12 protein-coding genes are annotated in these 15,186 nt (G+C 41.4%); 6 read left to right on the top strand and 6 right to left on the bottom strand.

Features of this window, described 5'->3' with window-relative positions; all coding sequences use genetic code 11:
• Nucleotides 1–188: 188 nt before the first annotated feature.
• From AN944_RS12045 to AN944_RS21525, 3 genes are all read left to right on the top strand, one after another.
• Nucleotides 189–1,064, top strand: a complete 876-nt coding sequence (locus AN944_RS12045) for a pirin family protein (RefSeq protein ID WP_055024873.1) — start codon at nucleotides 189–191, stop codon at nucleotides 1,062–1,064.
• Between the two features lie 149 nt (nucleotides 1,065–1,213).
• On the top strand, nucleotides 1,214–2,617 hold the full coding sequence (gene dbpA, locus AN944_RS12040; protein ID WP_055024872.1) for an ATP-dependent RNA helicase DbpA: 1,404 nt from the start codon (nucleotides 1,214–1,216) through the stop codon (nucleotides 2,615–2,617).
• 307 nt (nucleotides 2,618–2,924) lie between these two features.
• A complete protein-coding gene (locus AN944_RS21525) occupies nucleotides 2,925–3,188 on the top strand; it encodes a hypothetical protein (protein ID WP_144430186.1) in 264 nt (87 codons plus the stop codon).
• A 153-nt stretch (nucleotides 3,189–3,341) separates the two neighbouring features.
• Here the strand turns inward: AN944_RS21525 and AN944_RS12030 are convergent, their stop codons facing one another.
• The 3 genes from AN944_RS12030 to AN944_RS12020 form a co-directional block, all read right to left on the bottom strand.
• Nucleotides 3,342–4,043 carry a DUF6445 family protein gene (locus AN944_RS12030; protein WP_055024870.1) on the bottom strand — a complete coding sequence of 234 codons (702 nt, stop codon included), beginning with the start codon at nucleotides 4,041–4,043 and terminating at the stop codon, nucleotides 3,342–3,344.
• Between the two features lie 393 nt (nucleotides 4,044–4,436).
• Nucleotides 4,437–5,216 carry a hypothetical protein gene (locus AN944_RS12025; protein ID WP_055024869.1) on the bottom strand — a complete coding sequence of 260 codons (780 nt, stop codon included), beginning with the start codon at nucleotides 5,214–5,216 and terminating at the stop codon, nucleotides 4,437–4,439.
• Nucleotides 5,217–5,401: 185 nt separating this feature from the next.
• Nucleotides 5,402–6,838, bottom strand: coding sequence for a DEAD/DEAH box helicase (locus AN944_RS12020; protein ID WP_055024868.1), 1,437 nt, complete (start codon nucleotides 6,836–6,838; stop codon nucleotides 5,402–5,404).
• Nucleotides 6,839–7,133: 295 nt separating this feature from the next.
• Here AN944_RS12020 and AN944_RS12015 point away from each other — a divergent pair, with 295 nt between their 5' ends.
• On the top strand, nucleotides 7,134–8,201 hold the full coding sequence (locus tag AN944_RS12015; RefSeq protein WP_055024867.1) for a DUF3626 domain-containing protein: 1,068 nt from the start codon (nucleotides 7,134–7,136) through the stop codon (nucleotides 8,199–8,201).
• A 56-nt stretch (nucleotides 8,202–8,257) separates the two neighbouring features.
• Here AN944_RS12015 and AN944_RS12010 read toward each other — a convergent pair whose 3' ends face one another.
• Entirely contained in the window at nucleotides 8,258–9,139 is an 882-nt protein-coding gene (locus AN944_RS12010; protein WP_055024866.1) for a GGDEF domain-containing protein, read from the bottom strand.
• A gap of 337 nt (nucleotides 9,140–9,476) precedes the next feature.
• Between AN944_RS12010 and cydD the strand changes: the two genes are divergently transcribed.
• Both cydD and cydC read left to right on the top strand, forming a co-directional pair.
• Nucleotides 9,477–11,312, top strand: a complete 1,836-nt coding sequence (gene cydD / locus AN944_RS12005) for a heme ABC transporter permease/ATP-binding protein CydD (RefSeq protein WP_055024865.1) — start codon at nucleotides 9,477–9,479, stop codon at nucleotides 11,310–11,312.
• Entirely contained in the window at nucleotides 11,312–13,090 is a 1,779-nt protein-coding gene (gene cydC / locus AN944_RS12000) for a heme ABC transporter ATP-binding protein/permease CydC (RefSeq protein WP_055024864.1), read from the top strand. Before cydD ends, cydC begins: the two co-directional genes overlap by 1 nt.
• A gap of 217 nt (nucleotides 13,091–13,307) precedes the next feature.
• On the opposite strand, the gene AN944_RS11995 is transcribed toward cydC, so the two are convergent.
• Complete coding sequence (locus tag AN944_RS11995) at nucleotides 13,308–13,997, bottom strand: hypothetical protein (RefSeq protein ID WP_055024863.1); 690 nt, start codon at nucleotides 13,995–13,997, stop codon at nucleotides 13,308–13,310.
• A gap of 73 nt (nucleotides 13,998–14,070) precedes the next feature.
• Nucleotides 14,071–14,712, bottom strand: coding sequence for a hypothetical protein (locus tag AN944_RS11990; protein ID WP_055024862.1), 642 nt, complete (start codon nucleotides 14,710–14,712; stop codon nucleotides 14,071–14,073).
• Between the last annotated feature and the right edge of the window lie 474 nt (nucleotides 14,713–15,186).

Here is a 15,186-nt window from a genome sequence, read left to right as displayed (position 1 = left end):
GGCTTATTACGCTATATTCATCTTAACTGCGACGATTCATGGCATTTTTTAGTGTCTAGAGTGACTTTTATTTCTACATAGAGAGATATAGTTCGATTTAATCGACTAATAGGTGTGTTTTATTGCAATTTTTATTCTAAATTTTAGTTGCTAAAGTGGCTTTAACGTTTTTAATAGAGACACTTAAGATGAAAGTAAAAAGCAAATTTACTGCAAGACCAGCAATGGATGGTGATGGGGTTAATATCAAGCGAGTGGCTGACTTTATGAATACTCGCTTTGATCCTTACTTAATGATCGATGAAATTAAGTCAAACGACAAGCAGGATTTTATTGGTGGATTTCCACCTCACCCTCATCGTGGTATTGAAACGTTTACCTACTTAATAAAAGGCGGCTTTGAGCATCGTGATCAGCTAGGGAATGTTAAAGCGATTCGCAGTGGTGACGTGCAGTGGATGAGTACCGGCAGCGGCGTTATTCATTCTGAAATGCCACTCGCTGATGCCAATGAAGGGCTGCATGGTTTTCAAATTTGGCTCAATATGCCAGCTAAAGACAAGATGCGCCCAGCGATATATCAAGACACGGCAGGTAACCCTAATCCTACGGTGAGCAACAGACATGGCGCTTCACTCAAAGCGCTCGCTGGAAACTGGCAATTTATAGACTCGAAGGAAACAATAGAGGCCAGTATTCAAGGTTTAGCGGGCCAAGGTGCTATTGCTGATGTGACGTTATCGAGAAATGGCCAAGCCAATATTGATTTGTCCGCACACCACAGTGTCAGTGCTTATATCTATCAAGGTGAACTTACCTATATTGATACCAAGGGCGAACAAGCAGTGGCTAAACAAGGTCAGTTAGTGGTCATTGAGCCGGAGAGAAATACTCATTTACAGGCGGGAAATCTGGATAGTGGCTTATTACTGTTGGCTGGTCGTCCAATCAATGAAGAAATTGTGCACATGGGACCATTTGTGATGAACACTCAAGCAGAAATCAATCAAGCCATTGATGATTATCAGCAAGGGCGATTTGGTGAGATAGCGTCATCTTTTTGAGTGGTTCATGACGTAATATTCAAATAAATGTCAGCGATTAGCGGATAAAATTGCTACAATAGCTATTCTAACATTTGGCCAAGGTATTTTTCCTTGGCCGAGTTGTTTCTATTATCCCAATTTTGCTTTGATATCAGAGGATATTCACCTTGAGTCAGTCTACTGAACAGGCCGCTAATACGGCTTTCGCATCACTTAATCTGAAACCAGATTTGCTTGATAACCTAAAAACCATGGGCTATGAGTCTATGACTCAAATTCAAGCAGAAAGCTTACCCGCGATTATTGCTGGTGATGACGTAATTGGCCAAGGAAAGACCGGCTCAGGTAAAACTGCTGCGTTTGGTTTGGGCTTACTCAATAAGTTGAATGTGAAACGTTTTCGTATTCAAACTATGGTGTTATGCCCAACTCGTGAGTTGGCAGATCAAGTTGCCAAGGATATTCGTACGCTAGCTCGTGGCATACATAACGTGAAAGTACTGACGTTATGCGGTGGCGTGCCTATGGGGCCTCAAATCGGCTCGCTTGAGCATGGCGCACATATTATTGTTGGTACGCCAGGGCGTATTGTTGATCATTTAGATCGCAACCGTTTAGATCTTAGCAATGTGAATATGTTGGTATTAGACGAAGCCGATCGCATGTTAGAAATGGGCTTTCAAGATCATATTGATCAAATTATTGCTGAAACGCCGCATGAAAGACAAACACTGCTTTTCAGTGCAACCTTCCCTGAGCAAATTCAGCAAATTGTTGAGCAAATCATGTATAAGCCACTGATGGTTAAAGTCGAGGCTACTCATGATAATCATACGATTGAACAGCATTTCTATCACACAGAAGACAACCAAGCCCGTTTAGAAGCGTTACGTTTATTGTTATTAGAGAAACAGCCTGAAAGTGCAGTGGTTTTTTGTAATACCAAACGTGAAACGCAAAAAGTGGCCGACACATTAGCTGAGCAAGGTTTCAGTGTTTTAGCCTTGCATGGCGATTTAGAACAGCGCGATCGCGATCAAATGCTACTGCGTTTTGCTAACCGTAGTGCGCGTATTTTAGTGGCGACTGATGTGGCATCGCGTGGGTTAGATATCGAAGATTTAGAAGCGGTGTTTAATTATCACATTGCTTACGACACTGAAGTGCATATTCACCGTATTGGCCGTACAGGCCGTGCTGGTAGTAAAGGCGCAGCATACACTTTCTTTAGTCATTCTGATGGCCATAGAATGGTTGAAATTGAAGAGCTTATCGGCAAAGAAATTGATGGTGAAACACTGCCTTCAATGAACGTGCTTAACAAGCAGCCGCAAGAAGCGGAAATGATCACCATTCAAATCGATGCCGGTAAAAAGCATAAAATTCGCCCTGGCGATATTGTGGGTGGCTTAACGGGTGAGAACGGTATTAATGGTGCTGATATTGGCAAGATTAAAGTGACTGATATCCGCTCATTTGTTGCTGTGAAGCGTGATGCATCGAAAAAAGCGTTGAATAAAATAACCAAAGGACGATTAAAAGGTAAGACTTACCGTGCTTGGTTTTTATAATTAATGGTCACGATTAATTGTGACTAACAACAAGCGAGAATGAGTCATATCATCCTCGCTTTTTTTATGTTTCAGCTTATCTGTTTCATGCCAAAAATAGCATCAACCCGAGCTTAATACTGGTGATGACAGCCACATAGCTGCATAGGATAATGCTGCGCCTATGTCGACGTGGGAGTAGCTCTGAAATGCTCACGGTTGATTGATTAGCATCAACGAGTGAATTTGTTTGAAAAAGGCTTGATCGCCAAATCATAAACCAGCTCACACTAACGAGATAATCTATCCCATTAAGTCGAAACGCCATGTGGGAAAACGGATTAAAAAAGATATTCTTGGTACTCAGTACCCGTTTAATGTTGACTGGAGCGAGTGGGCGGTTTTTTGTGGAAGTAGGCGAGTTGCAGATCTCATCATGATGATTGGCATTGGTTTGAATAAGATCAGTTGTGAGAGTAAAACGACCTGTCCATCGATCGTAACTCACATTAATAACGCTAGCATTAAGCTGATGCGACTGTGTATCGAAGCGAGTAATGTTCATCTTGGTGACATCCTTTCAACCAATTAATTTCTAATCATTTATATAATCTTATTAGGATGTTAGTCATCGAACTAGCTATTATGAAGTAAGTTTAATTTCATCTTCGATATGAGATTGTCTTAGTAAAGACGAATTACGAACACATAAGGTCATTAGAGCTTGAGCAAAGGTAGTCACTGCTTAGGCAACACTAAAAAATGAGTTGATTGAGGTGCGATTATTTGGCGCCTTTTTATCAAATTCAACTTTGTTGGTGATATTGGCGCTGTGTAAAATATTGCCCGAATAAATCACTAATCTATTGGGTTTGGCTTCAATGCTGAATACCTTCTCAAATAGCTCATCTGAGTCATTAATATATCCATTACGTGTTACAGCTGCTTGCTTCACTTCATCGACCATTTTTAAAATTATGTCTTTGTCATCTTGAGATAAATGCAGTGTGTCAGCACCTTTGTAGCGGTAAAAGTTAGTGCCACCTAATTGCTGATCGTTTAGGTAGTGAACAGCGGCCATGTCATGTGTTGATAATGAATCAAAGTGCGGCATTGTTTGAGTCGCATTTAGCTGCAAAGGACTAAGAGTGACTTTTGAAAGCCAGCATTTGGCTATTTTATGTTGCTTAAATTGTTCGCCATTAGGTTGCTGTGAGAGCTTGTCTATGAGCAATGATAAGCTTTGATAATAGGGTTTGGGCATTTCATCACGCACCCCTGGAAACAAAGTACCGTCAGCACCTACTGGATTAAAATAGGCTTTTTCTTTGCTGTAACGGACTAGGGCATCAAAATCAGCGATAAAGTTATCGATAATCCATACAAGATGGTTTGAATGTGGAATCGGGTTTACTTGTATCTGTAAGTCTGTATTGATCTGATGCATGGTCAGTGTGTTCCTTCACATTGTTGACGTCCCGCTAATGCATGAATATTGACGTACTAAGATGGCGGTATGGTTAATTTTACTTGAATTGGGTATTTAACTTAGTAGTAAAACGGCATCAAAATCACTCACAGCTTTGCTGTCATCTGTTGAGCATTGCTCAATTCACTTGTTTGTACGTCAATGACGTTTTATTGGATCATGATTGAAGCAACGTTGAGTGAGTTAGTCATCAGCGCCATGAGAGTGGTTTTGACCATAAGGTTTCAAATCAAGTTGAGTGGAGGTTATTGGTTTTAATTGGTTTTTTATATTGGGCTTTAGTCTGATTTCAACGAGCTAAGCCCTTATTGTTCAAGAGACTAGGCTCGTTTAATTCAACGTGGGAATATTTTATTGTGATTGCTCGCCTTCGCTGCCTGCTTCTTTAGCTTCTGAGAGCATATAAATCAGAGTTTCACCGTCATTAGCACTGGCAAGGTAAGACCAAGAACTCACATTATTGCCGAGTTCACTTCCTTGCAGTTGTTGACTTGCGAGCATCCAACCATTGGGTTTCAGTTCAATACCTCTTATTTCGCAAGTGGTGGTTTTACAATTCACTGCACTGATGTTCACCATATCGGCATATTCACTTAAAGCAAAAGAATCTAACAAGGCTTGCTCTCTTTCACTCGCCCAATTGGGATCGATTTCTGCTTGATGATGGCGTTTAAATAAGGAAACCATTTCCCCTTGTTGCGAGGAGACGATATCGGCATAGGCTGCAGGTACCCATACACTGGCTTGCTCGGCAGTGATGGCGTCAGGTTCTTGGTGAAAAGGAGATGTCGCTTGTCCTGCTTCATCGATCTCATTATAGGCAAGTTCAACTTGCTGCTCTAATAAGCCAAGTGAGGCATTCATTGAATCAATCAACGTATTTTTTTCATCGAGTTGTTGTTTCAGGTGCTCGATTTCTTGTTTTAGCTCCGTAACCAAATCAATTGAGCTAGAATCAATCACTTTTGCTACCGAAGCTGAATTATTTTGCTCAGCGTCTTCATCGCTATTATGCGCGGTAGGTGGATTTGTTTGAACTTGATTCAGCTGACTTTTACCCATTTGTAAGCCAACAAATAGGCTGCCTATTGCTAAAAGCAATACCACAATGAATAAACCTGTATGTTTCATAAATCTTCCATGAATGAAATTGTTTAATTTATCATTAATTATGATGGACGAAGAGCGTTAATCTGGCAACTTTATTGAGGGGGAAGCTTATGAATCAAACGCTGGAACAGGCAAATAAAATAGGCATGAAAGGTTTACTTTCATGCCTATAAGACAAAGTGTTAGTGACTGATTAAGTTCAATGTTTAACGTCTAGCATTCGCGTAAGGGTCGACTTTGCCTTGAGTTGCCGTTTGGTCATTACGACCTTGGCGTCTTCTTTGTGGCTTTTTACTGCCTTCCGCTTGAGCTGTTTCAGCTTCAGCTCGAGCACGGGCGCGTTGGCGCTGACTTGGCTTATCTGTATTGCCTTTTGGCGCAGGACGTTGTCCTTGTTTTTGCCCTTGCTTTGGTTTGTCAGCTTGGTTGGCATGCTTACGGCGATTTGGGTTTGGCTTCTTATGATTCGCTGTGCGATGTCCGCCTTTTAAATTTGCTTCAGGTAAATCGTGACAAGCTTCGTAACCTTCAATGAGCTTACGTTCAACAGTACGCTTGATGAGCCTTTCAATGTCATGGAGTAACTTCACTTCTTCGTCACTCACAAGTGATACTGCTAAGCCTGTTGCACCTGCACGACCTGTACGACCGATACGATGAACGTAATCCTCTGGTACATTCGGCAAATCAAAGTTCACCACAAATGGCAATTGATCGATATCGATACCACGTGCTGCAATATCAGTCGCAACCATGACTTGTGCTTTGCCTGCTTTAAAATCGGCTAGGGCTTTTGTTCTCGCGCCTTGGCTTTTATTACCGTGAATAGCAACGGCATTAATACCTTCGGCATCGAGGTTTTTAGCTAAACGGTTAGCGCCGTGTTTCGTACGTGAAAACACTAACACTTGATGCCAATCATTTTCTTTAATTAGCTTAGTTAGAATACGAGCTTTACGACTTTTATCGACAGCGTAAACACATTGTTCAACCGTGTTGGCTGTGGCGTTGCGTGGGGTCACTGAGATTTCAACTGGGTTGTTAACTAAGCCTTTAGCAAGTTCACGAATTTCATCAGAAAAGGTTGCTGAGAACATTAAGTTTTGACGTTGCTTTGGCAACATGGCCAATACTTTTTTAATGTCTCGGATAAAGCCCATGTCTAGCATGCGGTCAGCTTCATCTAAAATCAGTACTTCAAGTTGGCTAAAGCTCAACGCTTTTTGTTGGCATAAATCCAATAAACGACCTGGGGTGGCTACTAAAATATCAACACCGTTTCTTAGTGTTGAGATTTGAGGGGTAATGGATACGCCACCAAACACCACGGCCGATTTTAGCGGTAAGTTAGTGCCATATGTTGAGACGCTTTCAGCAACTTGGGCTGCCAGTTCGCGTGTTGGAGTAAGCACTAAAGCACGAACTTGGCCGCGCTTTGCTCGTTGGCCTTTAGAGAGTAATTCTAACAAAGGTAAGGTAAATCCAGCGGTTTTACCTGTCCCCGTTTGCGCAGCAGCCATGACATCTTTGCCTTCTAATACGGCTGGAATAGCTTGCTCTTGAATTGCAGATGGAGTGTCGTAACCTTGTTTTTCAACAGCTTTTAAAATTGCTGTACTTAAGCCTAGTGAGGCAAAACTCATAGAATGATCTCTTTGGGCAACACTGATGTTGCTTTGACTAAATAGGGTGCCACTAAATGGCGGCCGTGAAGCTTACCTGAAACACTGCTAGAGCGCCATTAAATCGATTAAATATTCTTCTTTTATTGTCGCTTATAGGTAAATATTCGATTATGGGGTTTTCAGCCTATTTTTTAATGAATTAGTTTTAATCTTAAGTGCTAAAGCAGATTATTTTACATACAATGAAATACAATAACTTAGCAGGTTGTTTCTCATCATTGTCAACGACATCAAATGCAAGGGAGGTGCAGGTATGAATCGAAAATCAGCAGCACAATCCCATATCGAAAGCACCATTGCCAGCCTTCGTGAGCATTCGAGCTCAGTGATTAAAAATGTGTTGTTAATGTCGAATATTCCTACATTCGATGTGCAACAGGCTATGCACTCGTTACATCAGCATGGCCGAGTAGCACTTCACTTTCACCCAGACCGTCTTGATAGCCGAGGTATATCCGTCGCTGCAGGACTGCTTAAAGATGGGGTGTATAAAAGCCAATTTGAAACGCATATATCCAATGGTCAGTTATCACCTGAACTAGGTGGACCGCGTGATCATTGGGAGAATCAGCTTTTTGGCCAGTGTTACTCAGGCGTGAAACAGCGACCTAAATATGGTGCGTTAGATATTGGTTTGTGCCCTATGGGGCCAGCGCCTCGATTTGGTAGCTGCTATTTTCTTACACATGCGCAATTACTGTCTCGCTGCACTTTTAGTTATATGGATTCATATCGCTTACCTAAGGAAAAAGGCACATTAGCGAATTTTGAAGTGGTGTTGGCTGCGTTATTGAGTGAATGTTTTGAGCGTCAATATGCGTTAGGTGTTAATAACATTAAGCCTGCAGATATTGTGGATCATGTTAAGCAGCAATTACCACTCGGGATTCAGAGGCGCTTTTTAAGACCCGCATCGGCTAATTTGGATCATTACATCGAAGCGCAGATTCATGGTGATGTTTCTTTAGATGACGATATTGCTTATTTGGTGGCGGATCCAAGCTTTAAAGCAACAGATACTGGTGATGTGATGCAATTGCTTTGCGATGAATATGATATTGAGCTGCTTTGGCACCCTGGTTACCAACTTGAGGTGGCGCAAGTACCCATTGATTTTCGTGGAGCGACTATGCCTGAATTGGCTAAGGTAATAGCCCGTGATAATAAGATTAATGCAGAAGTGATTGGCCGTGCTGCGCAAGTATTAACCGAAACCCCAGTTGCATGGAGTGAACGTGGTAAGCAGGCACAGCAGCTACAACAGCTAAAATTGATGTGGCATGTATTGGTTAAATTTGGTGCTAAACCACCTAAAATATAATGGTTAATTAAGCCCATTTCTATGATTGAGTTTCGGCTATTATCAGAGTCAGAGTGTTAGCCAAAGCGGTATGTTGCTCCTCCTTGACGTTTAGATTTATACATAGCGAAATCAGCTGCTTTGATAAGTTTATCAAAATCTTCACCTGAATCTGGATAGGTGGCGATGCCGACACTGCAGTTGAGAAATAATGATTGGTCATTCAGGATAAATGGGGTGTCAAGCGTTGCAATTAATACCTCTGCCATCTGAGAAATATCGTTATTGTCAGTAACATCTTCAAGTAATAATAAGAATTCATCAGCCCCAATTCTGGCTAACGTATCTGATTCTCTAATGACCCGTTGTAACCTTGAAGTGATCTCTACTAACACTTTGTCAGCTTGCAGGTGGCCAACAGCATCATTCACTTTTTTAAATTCATCTAAGTCAATGTATAACAGGCTGAATCGAGTTCGTGTGCGTTTGCAACGCTCGATAGATTGCTGCACTCGATCCATTAATAAATAGCGGTTAGGTAGCGAAGTGAGTTGATCATAGCAGGCTTGGTTCAGTTGCAGCTGCGACTGATTGACCCGTTGAGTGATGTCACGATTGACGATCAGTGCGCCAATAAACATCTGGTTGTCATCAAATAAAGGCACACAAGTTGACGCTTGCCAACCAATTGAGCCGTCTTGATGTAAAAAGCGCAATTCACCGGACCATTTGCCATGTTGCTCTAACGCATTATTGACCAACTCTGTCATCGTGGTGCTATCTTCTTGCAGAAGCAATTGGGCAATGGGTTTCTCGATAATGTCTTTTTTAGCGTAGCCATACAAATGCTGTGCGCCATCATTCCAATCGATAATGAATCCAGCGGCATCTGTAATTATGACGGCGTCAAATAAGTGATTAAAGGCGTGCGCTCTGCGTACTAAAAGATCAACATCCATATTAATGTACCTTCTTTATCCCTATTAGAAGAAAGTGGATTGGCAACATAGGTTATATCGTTTTCATCATGGCAATAATTGAAGGGGTAATATACTTTTCCTCTCCAATTAGGGTTCAAATCGCACTAATATTAACGGCAAAGATGAACAAATATTTAGCTTATTTTTACTGTGCTAATAACGACTATGGCTTAGAATTATAGTTCATCATTAACACAGTGTTTATTAGCAATGTGTGAATCAGTTAACACTTCTCTGTAAACGGCTGTTATCTCGGCCGTTAGCTTGCGATACTGCGGCAATTTTCCTCATTAGTGCTGTCATTTTCAGGAATAAAATGGATAAAAATCTAGAAAAATCTCTCGGCCAATGGCTTAAAAAGCAAAAGTCTTCTTGTGGCATATTCTTGAAACTCAGCATTTTTACTGGGGCACTAAACGGTGTCGCAATAGTAATACAAGCCTATTTGTTGGCTCATGTTTTACACGGTGTGATCATGCTTGAAGCGCCAATGAGTCAATTCACTAATCAATTTATCGCACTGGTTGTACTCATTTTAGTGCGTGCTGGACTTGCATATGCTCGTGAGCGATTGAGTTTTGAGGCTGGTAAGCGATTACGTCGAGATATTCGTGAGGCGGTTTTAAACAAGCTCACAGATTTAGGCCCAGCATTTATCAAAGGGAAACCCGCTGGGGCTTGGGCCAGTATTGTGCTAGAGCAGGTAGAAGACTTACATGACTTTTACGCCCGCTACTTACCACAAATGATGCTCGCAGGTTTTATTCCACTGATTATCTTGGTGTCAGTATTTCCGATGAACTGGGCTGCTGGGGTTATTTTATTTGCAACAGCGCCATTAATTCCTATGTTTATGATTTTGGTGGGAATGGGCGCTGCTGATGCTAACCGTAAAAATTTCAGCGCGCTATCTCGTTTAAGTGGCCATTTTATGGATCGGTTAAAAGGGTTAAGTACCCTTAAATTGTTCCACCGTGGCGATACGGAAGTGAATAAAATTGAAGCCGCGTCAGAGGACTTTAGACAACGAACCATGTCTGTACTGCGAATGGCTTTTTTAAGTTCGGCGGTGTTGGAGTTTTTTGCGGCATTATCTATTGCAGTATTAGCTGTGTATTTTGGCTTTAGTTATTTAGATCATCTTAACTTCGGTCATTACGGCGCAGGAATTAGCCTGTTCACCGGCTTGTTTATTTTGATATTAGCCCCAGAGTTTTTTCAACCATTACGTGATTTAGGGACTCATTATCATGCCAAAGCTCAGGCTATTGGGGCGGCTGAGGCGTTAGTTGAATTGCTTGAACACCCCAACCCGTTGAAGCAAGTTGATGGTAAGTTTAGTGAGCAAACCGCACAGCACCATCAAGTGTCGTTATCAAAAATCGCTATCACAGCCACAGACTTTGAGGTGCTCACCTTGTCAGGAGAGCGGCTACTCGGCCCAATTTCATTTGAGATCCAATCGGGTCAAAAAGTTGCTGTTGTTGGCCCAAGCGGAGCTGGCAAAACCAGTTTATTGAATGCGTTGCTCGGTTTTTTACCTTACAAAGGCTCACTCAATGTTAATGGCGTTGAATTGAGTGTGATAGATAAGCAGCAATGGCGAACGCATCTTGCTTGGCTTGGGCAAGATCCTCAGCTATTTCATGGTTCAATCCGTGACAATGTGTGCCTAGCGAATCCAGAGTTGAACGACAATCAAGTAATGGGGTTGTTGGAAAAAGCCAATATTGCAGAGTTTGTCTCCAGTCAGCAACAAGGGCTCGATACCATCATTAGCGATCAAGCATCAGGGGTTTCAGTTGGGCAAGCGCAACGTATTGCACTGGCTAGAGCCTTAGCTCAACCCGCAAGCTTATTCTTGCTTGATGAGCCAACAGCAAGCTTAGATAGCCATAGCGAGCAGTTAGTATCAAGTGCCCTGAGCGATGTGATGACATCGCAAACTTGTATTATGGTGACGCACCGCTTAGAGCAATTACAACATATGGACAATATTTTAGTGATTGATAATGGCTCGCTGGTTCAGCAGGGGCATTATGCAAAACTTAGCCAACACAGTGGGTTATTCAGCAGCATGCAACAGCAAGATGATAATGATGTTTTGCTCAGTCTTTCAGAGCCTGCTGATAATGAAAAGGAGGGCGCGTAATGAAGTCATTATTGCCTTTCATTAAGCTGTTTAAGCGTCAGTGGTTCATGATGCTGATTGGCCTTTTTCTCACTTGCACTACGATTATTGCAGGCATCGGCCTCTTGTCATTATCGGGCTGGTTTTTATCGGCGACTGCGATAGCGGGCTTAACGGCGGCCACGGCGTTAGCGTTTAACTTTTTTACCCCCGCTGGTGGTGTACGTTTTTTATCTATCGCCCGCACAGCAAGCCGATATGGTGAACGATTAGCAACACATGAAGCGAGCTTTAAATTACTCACCGAGTTACGTGTATGGTCTTGGAAAAAGCTATTCCCATTAAGTGCTAGCAACCTACAAGGTTTGAGGCAAGGGGATATGCTTAATCGGTTAGTGGCCGATATCGATACTTTGGATCATTTATACTTGCGATTATTAGTACCAATGTCTGCATCATTGTTGACGGTCGGTGCACTATATGCCTTTATCGCTTGGTTTGATGCCGCACTCGCTATCAGTTTAACGGTTTGGTTATTGGCTGCATGGTTAATTTTACCGTTAGTGTTCTATCGTTTGGGTAGAAAACCCGGTGAAGCGGTTGTTGATAATAAGCGCCGTTTTCGGGTGCTGGTGCTTGATGTGATTCAAGGTCAGGCAGAATTGACGCTGTTTTCGGCCAATGCTCGCTACCGTGAAAAGCTACATCAAGCAGAGCTAGCGCTCTTCAATAGCCAAGCTGCAATGGCGCATATTACTGGTTTGAGCCAAGCCTTATTGATTATGGTCAATGGCGCAGCTGTGGTGATGATGATGTATCTTGCTGGTCAAGGTGTGGGTGAAAGCGTACCGCCAGGCCCATTAATGGCTATGATGGTTTTTGCCACCATGGCGACCATTGAAATGATGATGCCGATTGCTGGCGCATTTCAACACTTATCTGGTTGTGTATTAGCGGCAAAACGGATCTCTGAAGTGACTGAGCAAACTGCAGATATTAGGTTCGGAGATGTTGACCAGTTACCACAAAGTGAGCTTATTCTTAACGATATTCAGTTTGGTTATCAAGTAAACAGCCCAGTATTGTCGGCACTCAACCTGCACATACCTCAAGGGAGTAAAGTCGCGTTATTAGGCGCAACAGGCTGTGGCAAGTCGAGTTTATTAAGCTTGATCACACGTGAGTGGCAGCCGCAGCAAGGGCAAATTTCCTTAGGCGGTTTAGATATTGCTGAATATGATGAGGCCACACTGCGAGCATCTATGACTGTCGTCAGTCAACGCATTCATTTATTTGCGGGCACAGTGAGAGATAACCTCTCGATTGCCTTACCCCATGTCCCAGGTCAAAAAAGGCGTGCGAATGATGAACGCTTAACTGAGGTACTGAAGCAGGTTGGACTTGAAACCTTATTAACCTCTAAAACGGTTACCGATCGAGGTGAAGAGATTGGCCTAGATAGCTGGATTGGTGAAGGCGGCAGACAGTTATCAGGCGGAGAGCAGCGCCGTATTGGGGTCGCTAGAGCCTTATTACGTGACGCACCAATCTTGCTACTTGATGAGCCAACAGAAGGACTTGATAAGCGCACTGAACGCGAAATATTACGACTGTTATTTGCCTTAGCTAAAGGCAAAACCATGTTGATGATAAGTCACCGTTTAACCGCCATGGCTGAAATGGATTGTATTCATATGATGGAAAACGGCAAAATCAAAGCCAGTGGCCGTCATCAACAATTAATGTCAGATAATACTGATTATCAGCGCTTATATCAGCATTTAGGCAAAGAAGCATAATAGGACTGTTCTTGTTTTTGTTATCGTTTAAGAAGCTGTTGGAAAGCACTTTTTGAAAGGTTAATGGCAATAAAAAACGCTAATCGATTTGGGTAACAACCAAGCGGTTAGCGTTTTTAGTTTCAGCCTAAATTGAAGTTGGGTATTGTTAGGTTGGGAATGAGGTCGGCAATAAGTTTGCTTAACATCGACTTATTTTGATTGACTCGTTAACAGTTCATATTTCATTAAGCTCCAGCTTCATTTGTTCACGAAGTTTAATATGTAAATTTAAAACATCATTTCCTGCAACAGTAAGTTGTTCCTGTAATGGTGCTACTAAACTTTGATCTGCCCAAAACTCATCCGTTGTCATAAACTTAAGCATATTAGTTGATATGTCAGTCGCATGTTTTACTGAAGTTTCTAACGAATCTAATAAATCATCCACTTCTTTTGATGCAATGAGCCTAATGCTATTTTGCTCTGTTTTTACCTTTATGTGCTCTTCATGTAAATCAAAGATAAGAGATTGAACTTCATCATTATATTTAATCGTTGATTGATGTTTGATTTCAGGGGCATCAGATAAAAAACCAATATAGAACTCTGTAATTATTGGTTTAAATTGTTCAAGAAAAACAGAGTTACATTTATTGTGAAACTCATCTAACAAAGCAAAGTACTTTGAGAATTCAGCTCTTTTTATTTCATACTTATACTTTCTTTTTTCAATATCTAAAGTGTGTTGTTTTTTTATTTCTTCCGTTTCAGCACGGTATTTTGCAATTATTTTTTGTTTTTCATTTTCAAGCTTTTCAACATCTTCTTTTAAAGCTTGATTTTTTCCTTTTACTTTAGTGTAAGCAGTAAGATAAAGAAGCAATGCTCCACCGAGACAGCTTAGAATATAATAAATAATATCCATACTAAAATTAATACTCCATAGACGGATAACTCCTCCATCAGCGCCGCCTTATGCGCTCGCTTGGATGTGCTTGTTATATGTGTGTTAAATATTGGGAGACATCCCTAACTTGAACAGAGTTTTTGTGAAGGTTGTAATAATCACGGGTTTTACAAACACTATTGCCATACTTTATTTTGATAGATTCTAAAATAGCCGGTTGTTTAGAAAGAACACTTGTTAATGCTCTACCTCCATTGAAGAATTTTAGTGGATGTTCTATTCCGACAACATATAGGTTTTTCTCTTTTTTGGACTCAAACTCAGCTAAATTGTGGAAGTCTTTAAAAAGTGCATTTTGCCGTATCGTTTCAGCTCCACCTTGCCAATCAATAAACTTAAACTCAGCAACTTGGAAATTGGTTTCTAAGTCGAACCTTCTACCAGTATTACCAGCGCCAAGAGAAACACTTTGAACTTCTTCTCCATCTTTTAGAAGTCGACCTAGAGAGTTCATTATTCCTGTAGCATGCAAAATAACATTGATTTGCCCAGCCACTTTTTTTACAGCTCTCACTGAGCCAATAAGTTCATCATCAACACCAAATGAATTGCAGAGTTCGACACATTCTGAAGTAGAAATTCCTGAAATTTGACTTTCGATTATAGATAAATTCTTTGTAAGAGACTCACCTTGAAACTCTGCAATTGCTGATAAATCTTTTTCAATACTCATCGATTACTCTTATCGTATTACAGTATGTAAGGCTGAATTCCGAATGATAACGGTTTTAAGAAGAACTGCAGCCAGTAGTTTAATTAATCAAGAATAGCAGCAAACTATAGTCTCAACAATGAGTTATATCATAGAAAGAATACAATTCTAGTTTCTCTGCTGAGTGAAACAAAGAGTCTTCATCATTGTACAAATACACTCTTGGTTATGAGCGTCATTGCCTAATTCATTTCCAAATTTCGTTTGGATTAAGGTCAACGTCAAGGCGCTTCGCCCACACCCGACGAAAGGGAAACAACAGCATTTCCCTTCTCGACATCCCTTGCCGCCCCAACGAAATTGCTCTTAAAAGCGAGCAAGCCTCATGCTTATTCGAAAATAGCTCACGCTTTAGATAGGCCATCCATGGCCAACTAAAGCTAGCCTGACGTCCTGTCAGGCTTTCGCTATTACTTTAAATAAAGAGTCTTCAAC

The organism is Shewanella sp. P1-14-1 (assembly GCF_001401775.1).
Taxonomy (GTDB): domain Bacteria; phylum Pseudomonadota; class Gammaproteobacteria; order Enterobacterales; family Shewanellaceae; genus Shewanella; species Shewanella japonica.
Note: the sequence above shows the minus strand (reverse complement) of the source record. Positions and strands in the feature narration are given on the sequence as shown.

Coding starts and splice junctions, on each gene's coding strand:
- AN944_RS11995 (WP_055024863.1), bottom strand. CDS start 13,997: ATGGATATTATTTATTATATTCTAAGCTGTCTCGGTGGAGCATTGCTT.
- AN944_RS12030 (WP_055024870.1), bottom strand. CDS start 4,043: ATGCATCAGATCAATACAGACTTACAGATACAAGTAAACCCGATTCCA.
- AN944_RS12025 (WP_055024869.1), bottom strand. CDS start 5,216: ATGAAACATACAGGTTTATTCATTGTGGTATTGCTTTTAGCAATAGGC.
- AN944_RS11990 (WP_055024862.1), bottom strand. CDS start 14,712: ATGAGTATTGAAAAAGATTTATCAGCAATTGCAGAGTTTCAAGGTGAG.
- cydD (WP_055024865.1), top strand. CDS start 9,477: ATGGATAAAAATCTAGAAAAATCTCTCGGCCAATGGCTTAAAAAGCAA.
- AN944_RS12010 (WP_055024866.1), bottom strand. CDS start 9,139: ATGGATGTTGATCTTTTAGTACGCAGAGCGCACGCCTTTAATCACTTA.
- AN944_RS12020 (WP_055024868.1), bottom strand. CDS start 6,838: ATGAGTTTTGCCTCACTAGGCTTAAGTACAGCAATTTTAAAAGCTGTT.
- AN944_RS12015 (WP_055024867.1), top strand. CDS start 7,134: ATGAATCGAAAATCAGCAGCACAATCCCATATCGAAAGCACCATTGCC.
- AN944_RS12045 (WP_055024873.1), top strand. CDS start 189: ATGAAAGTAAAAAGCAAATTTACTGCAAGACCAGCAATGGATGGTGAT.
- cydC (WP_055024864.1), top strand. CDS start 11,312: ATGAAGTCATTATTGCCTTTCATTAAGCTGTTTAAGCGTCAGTGGTTC.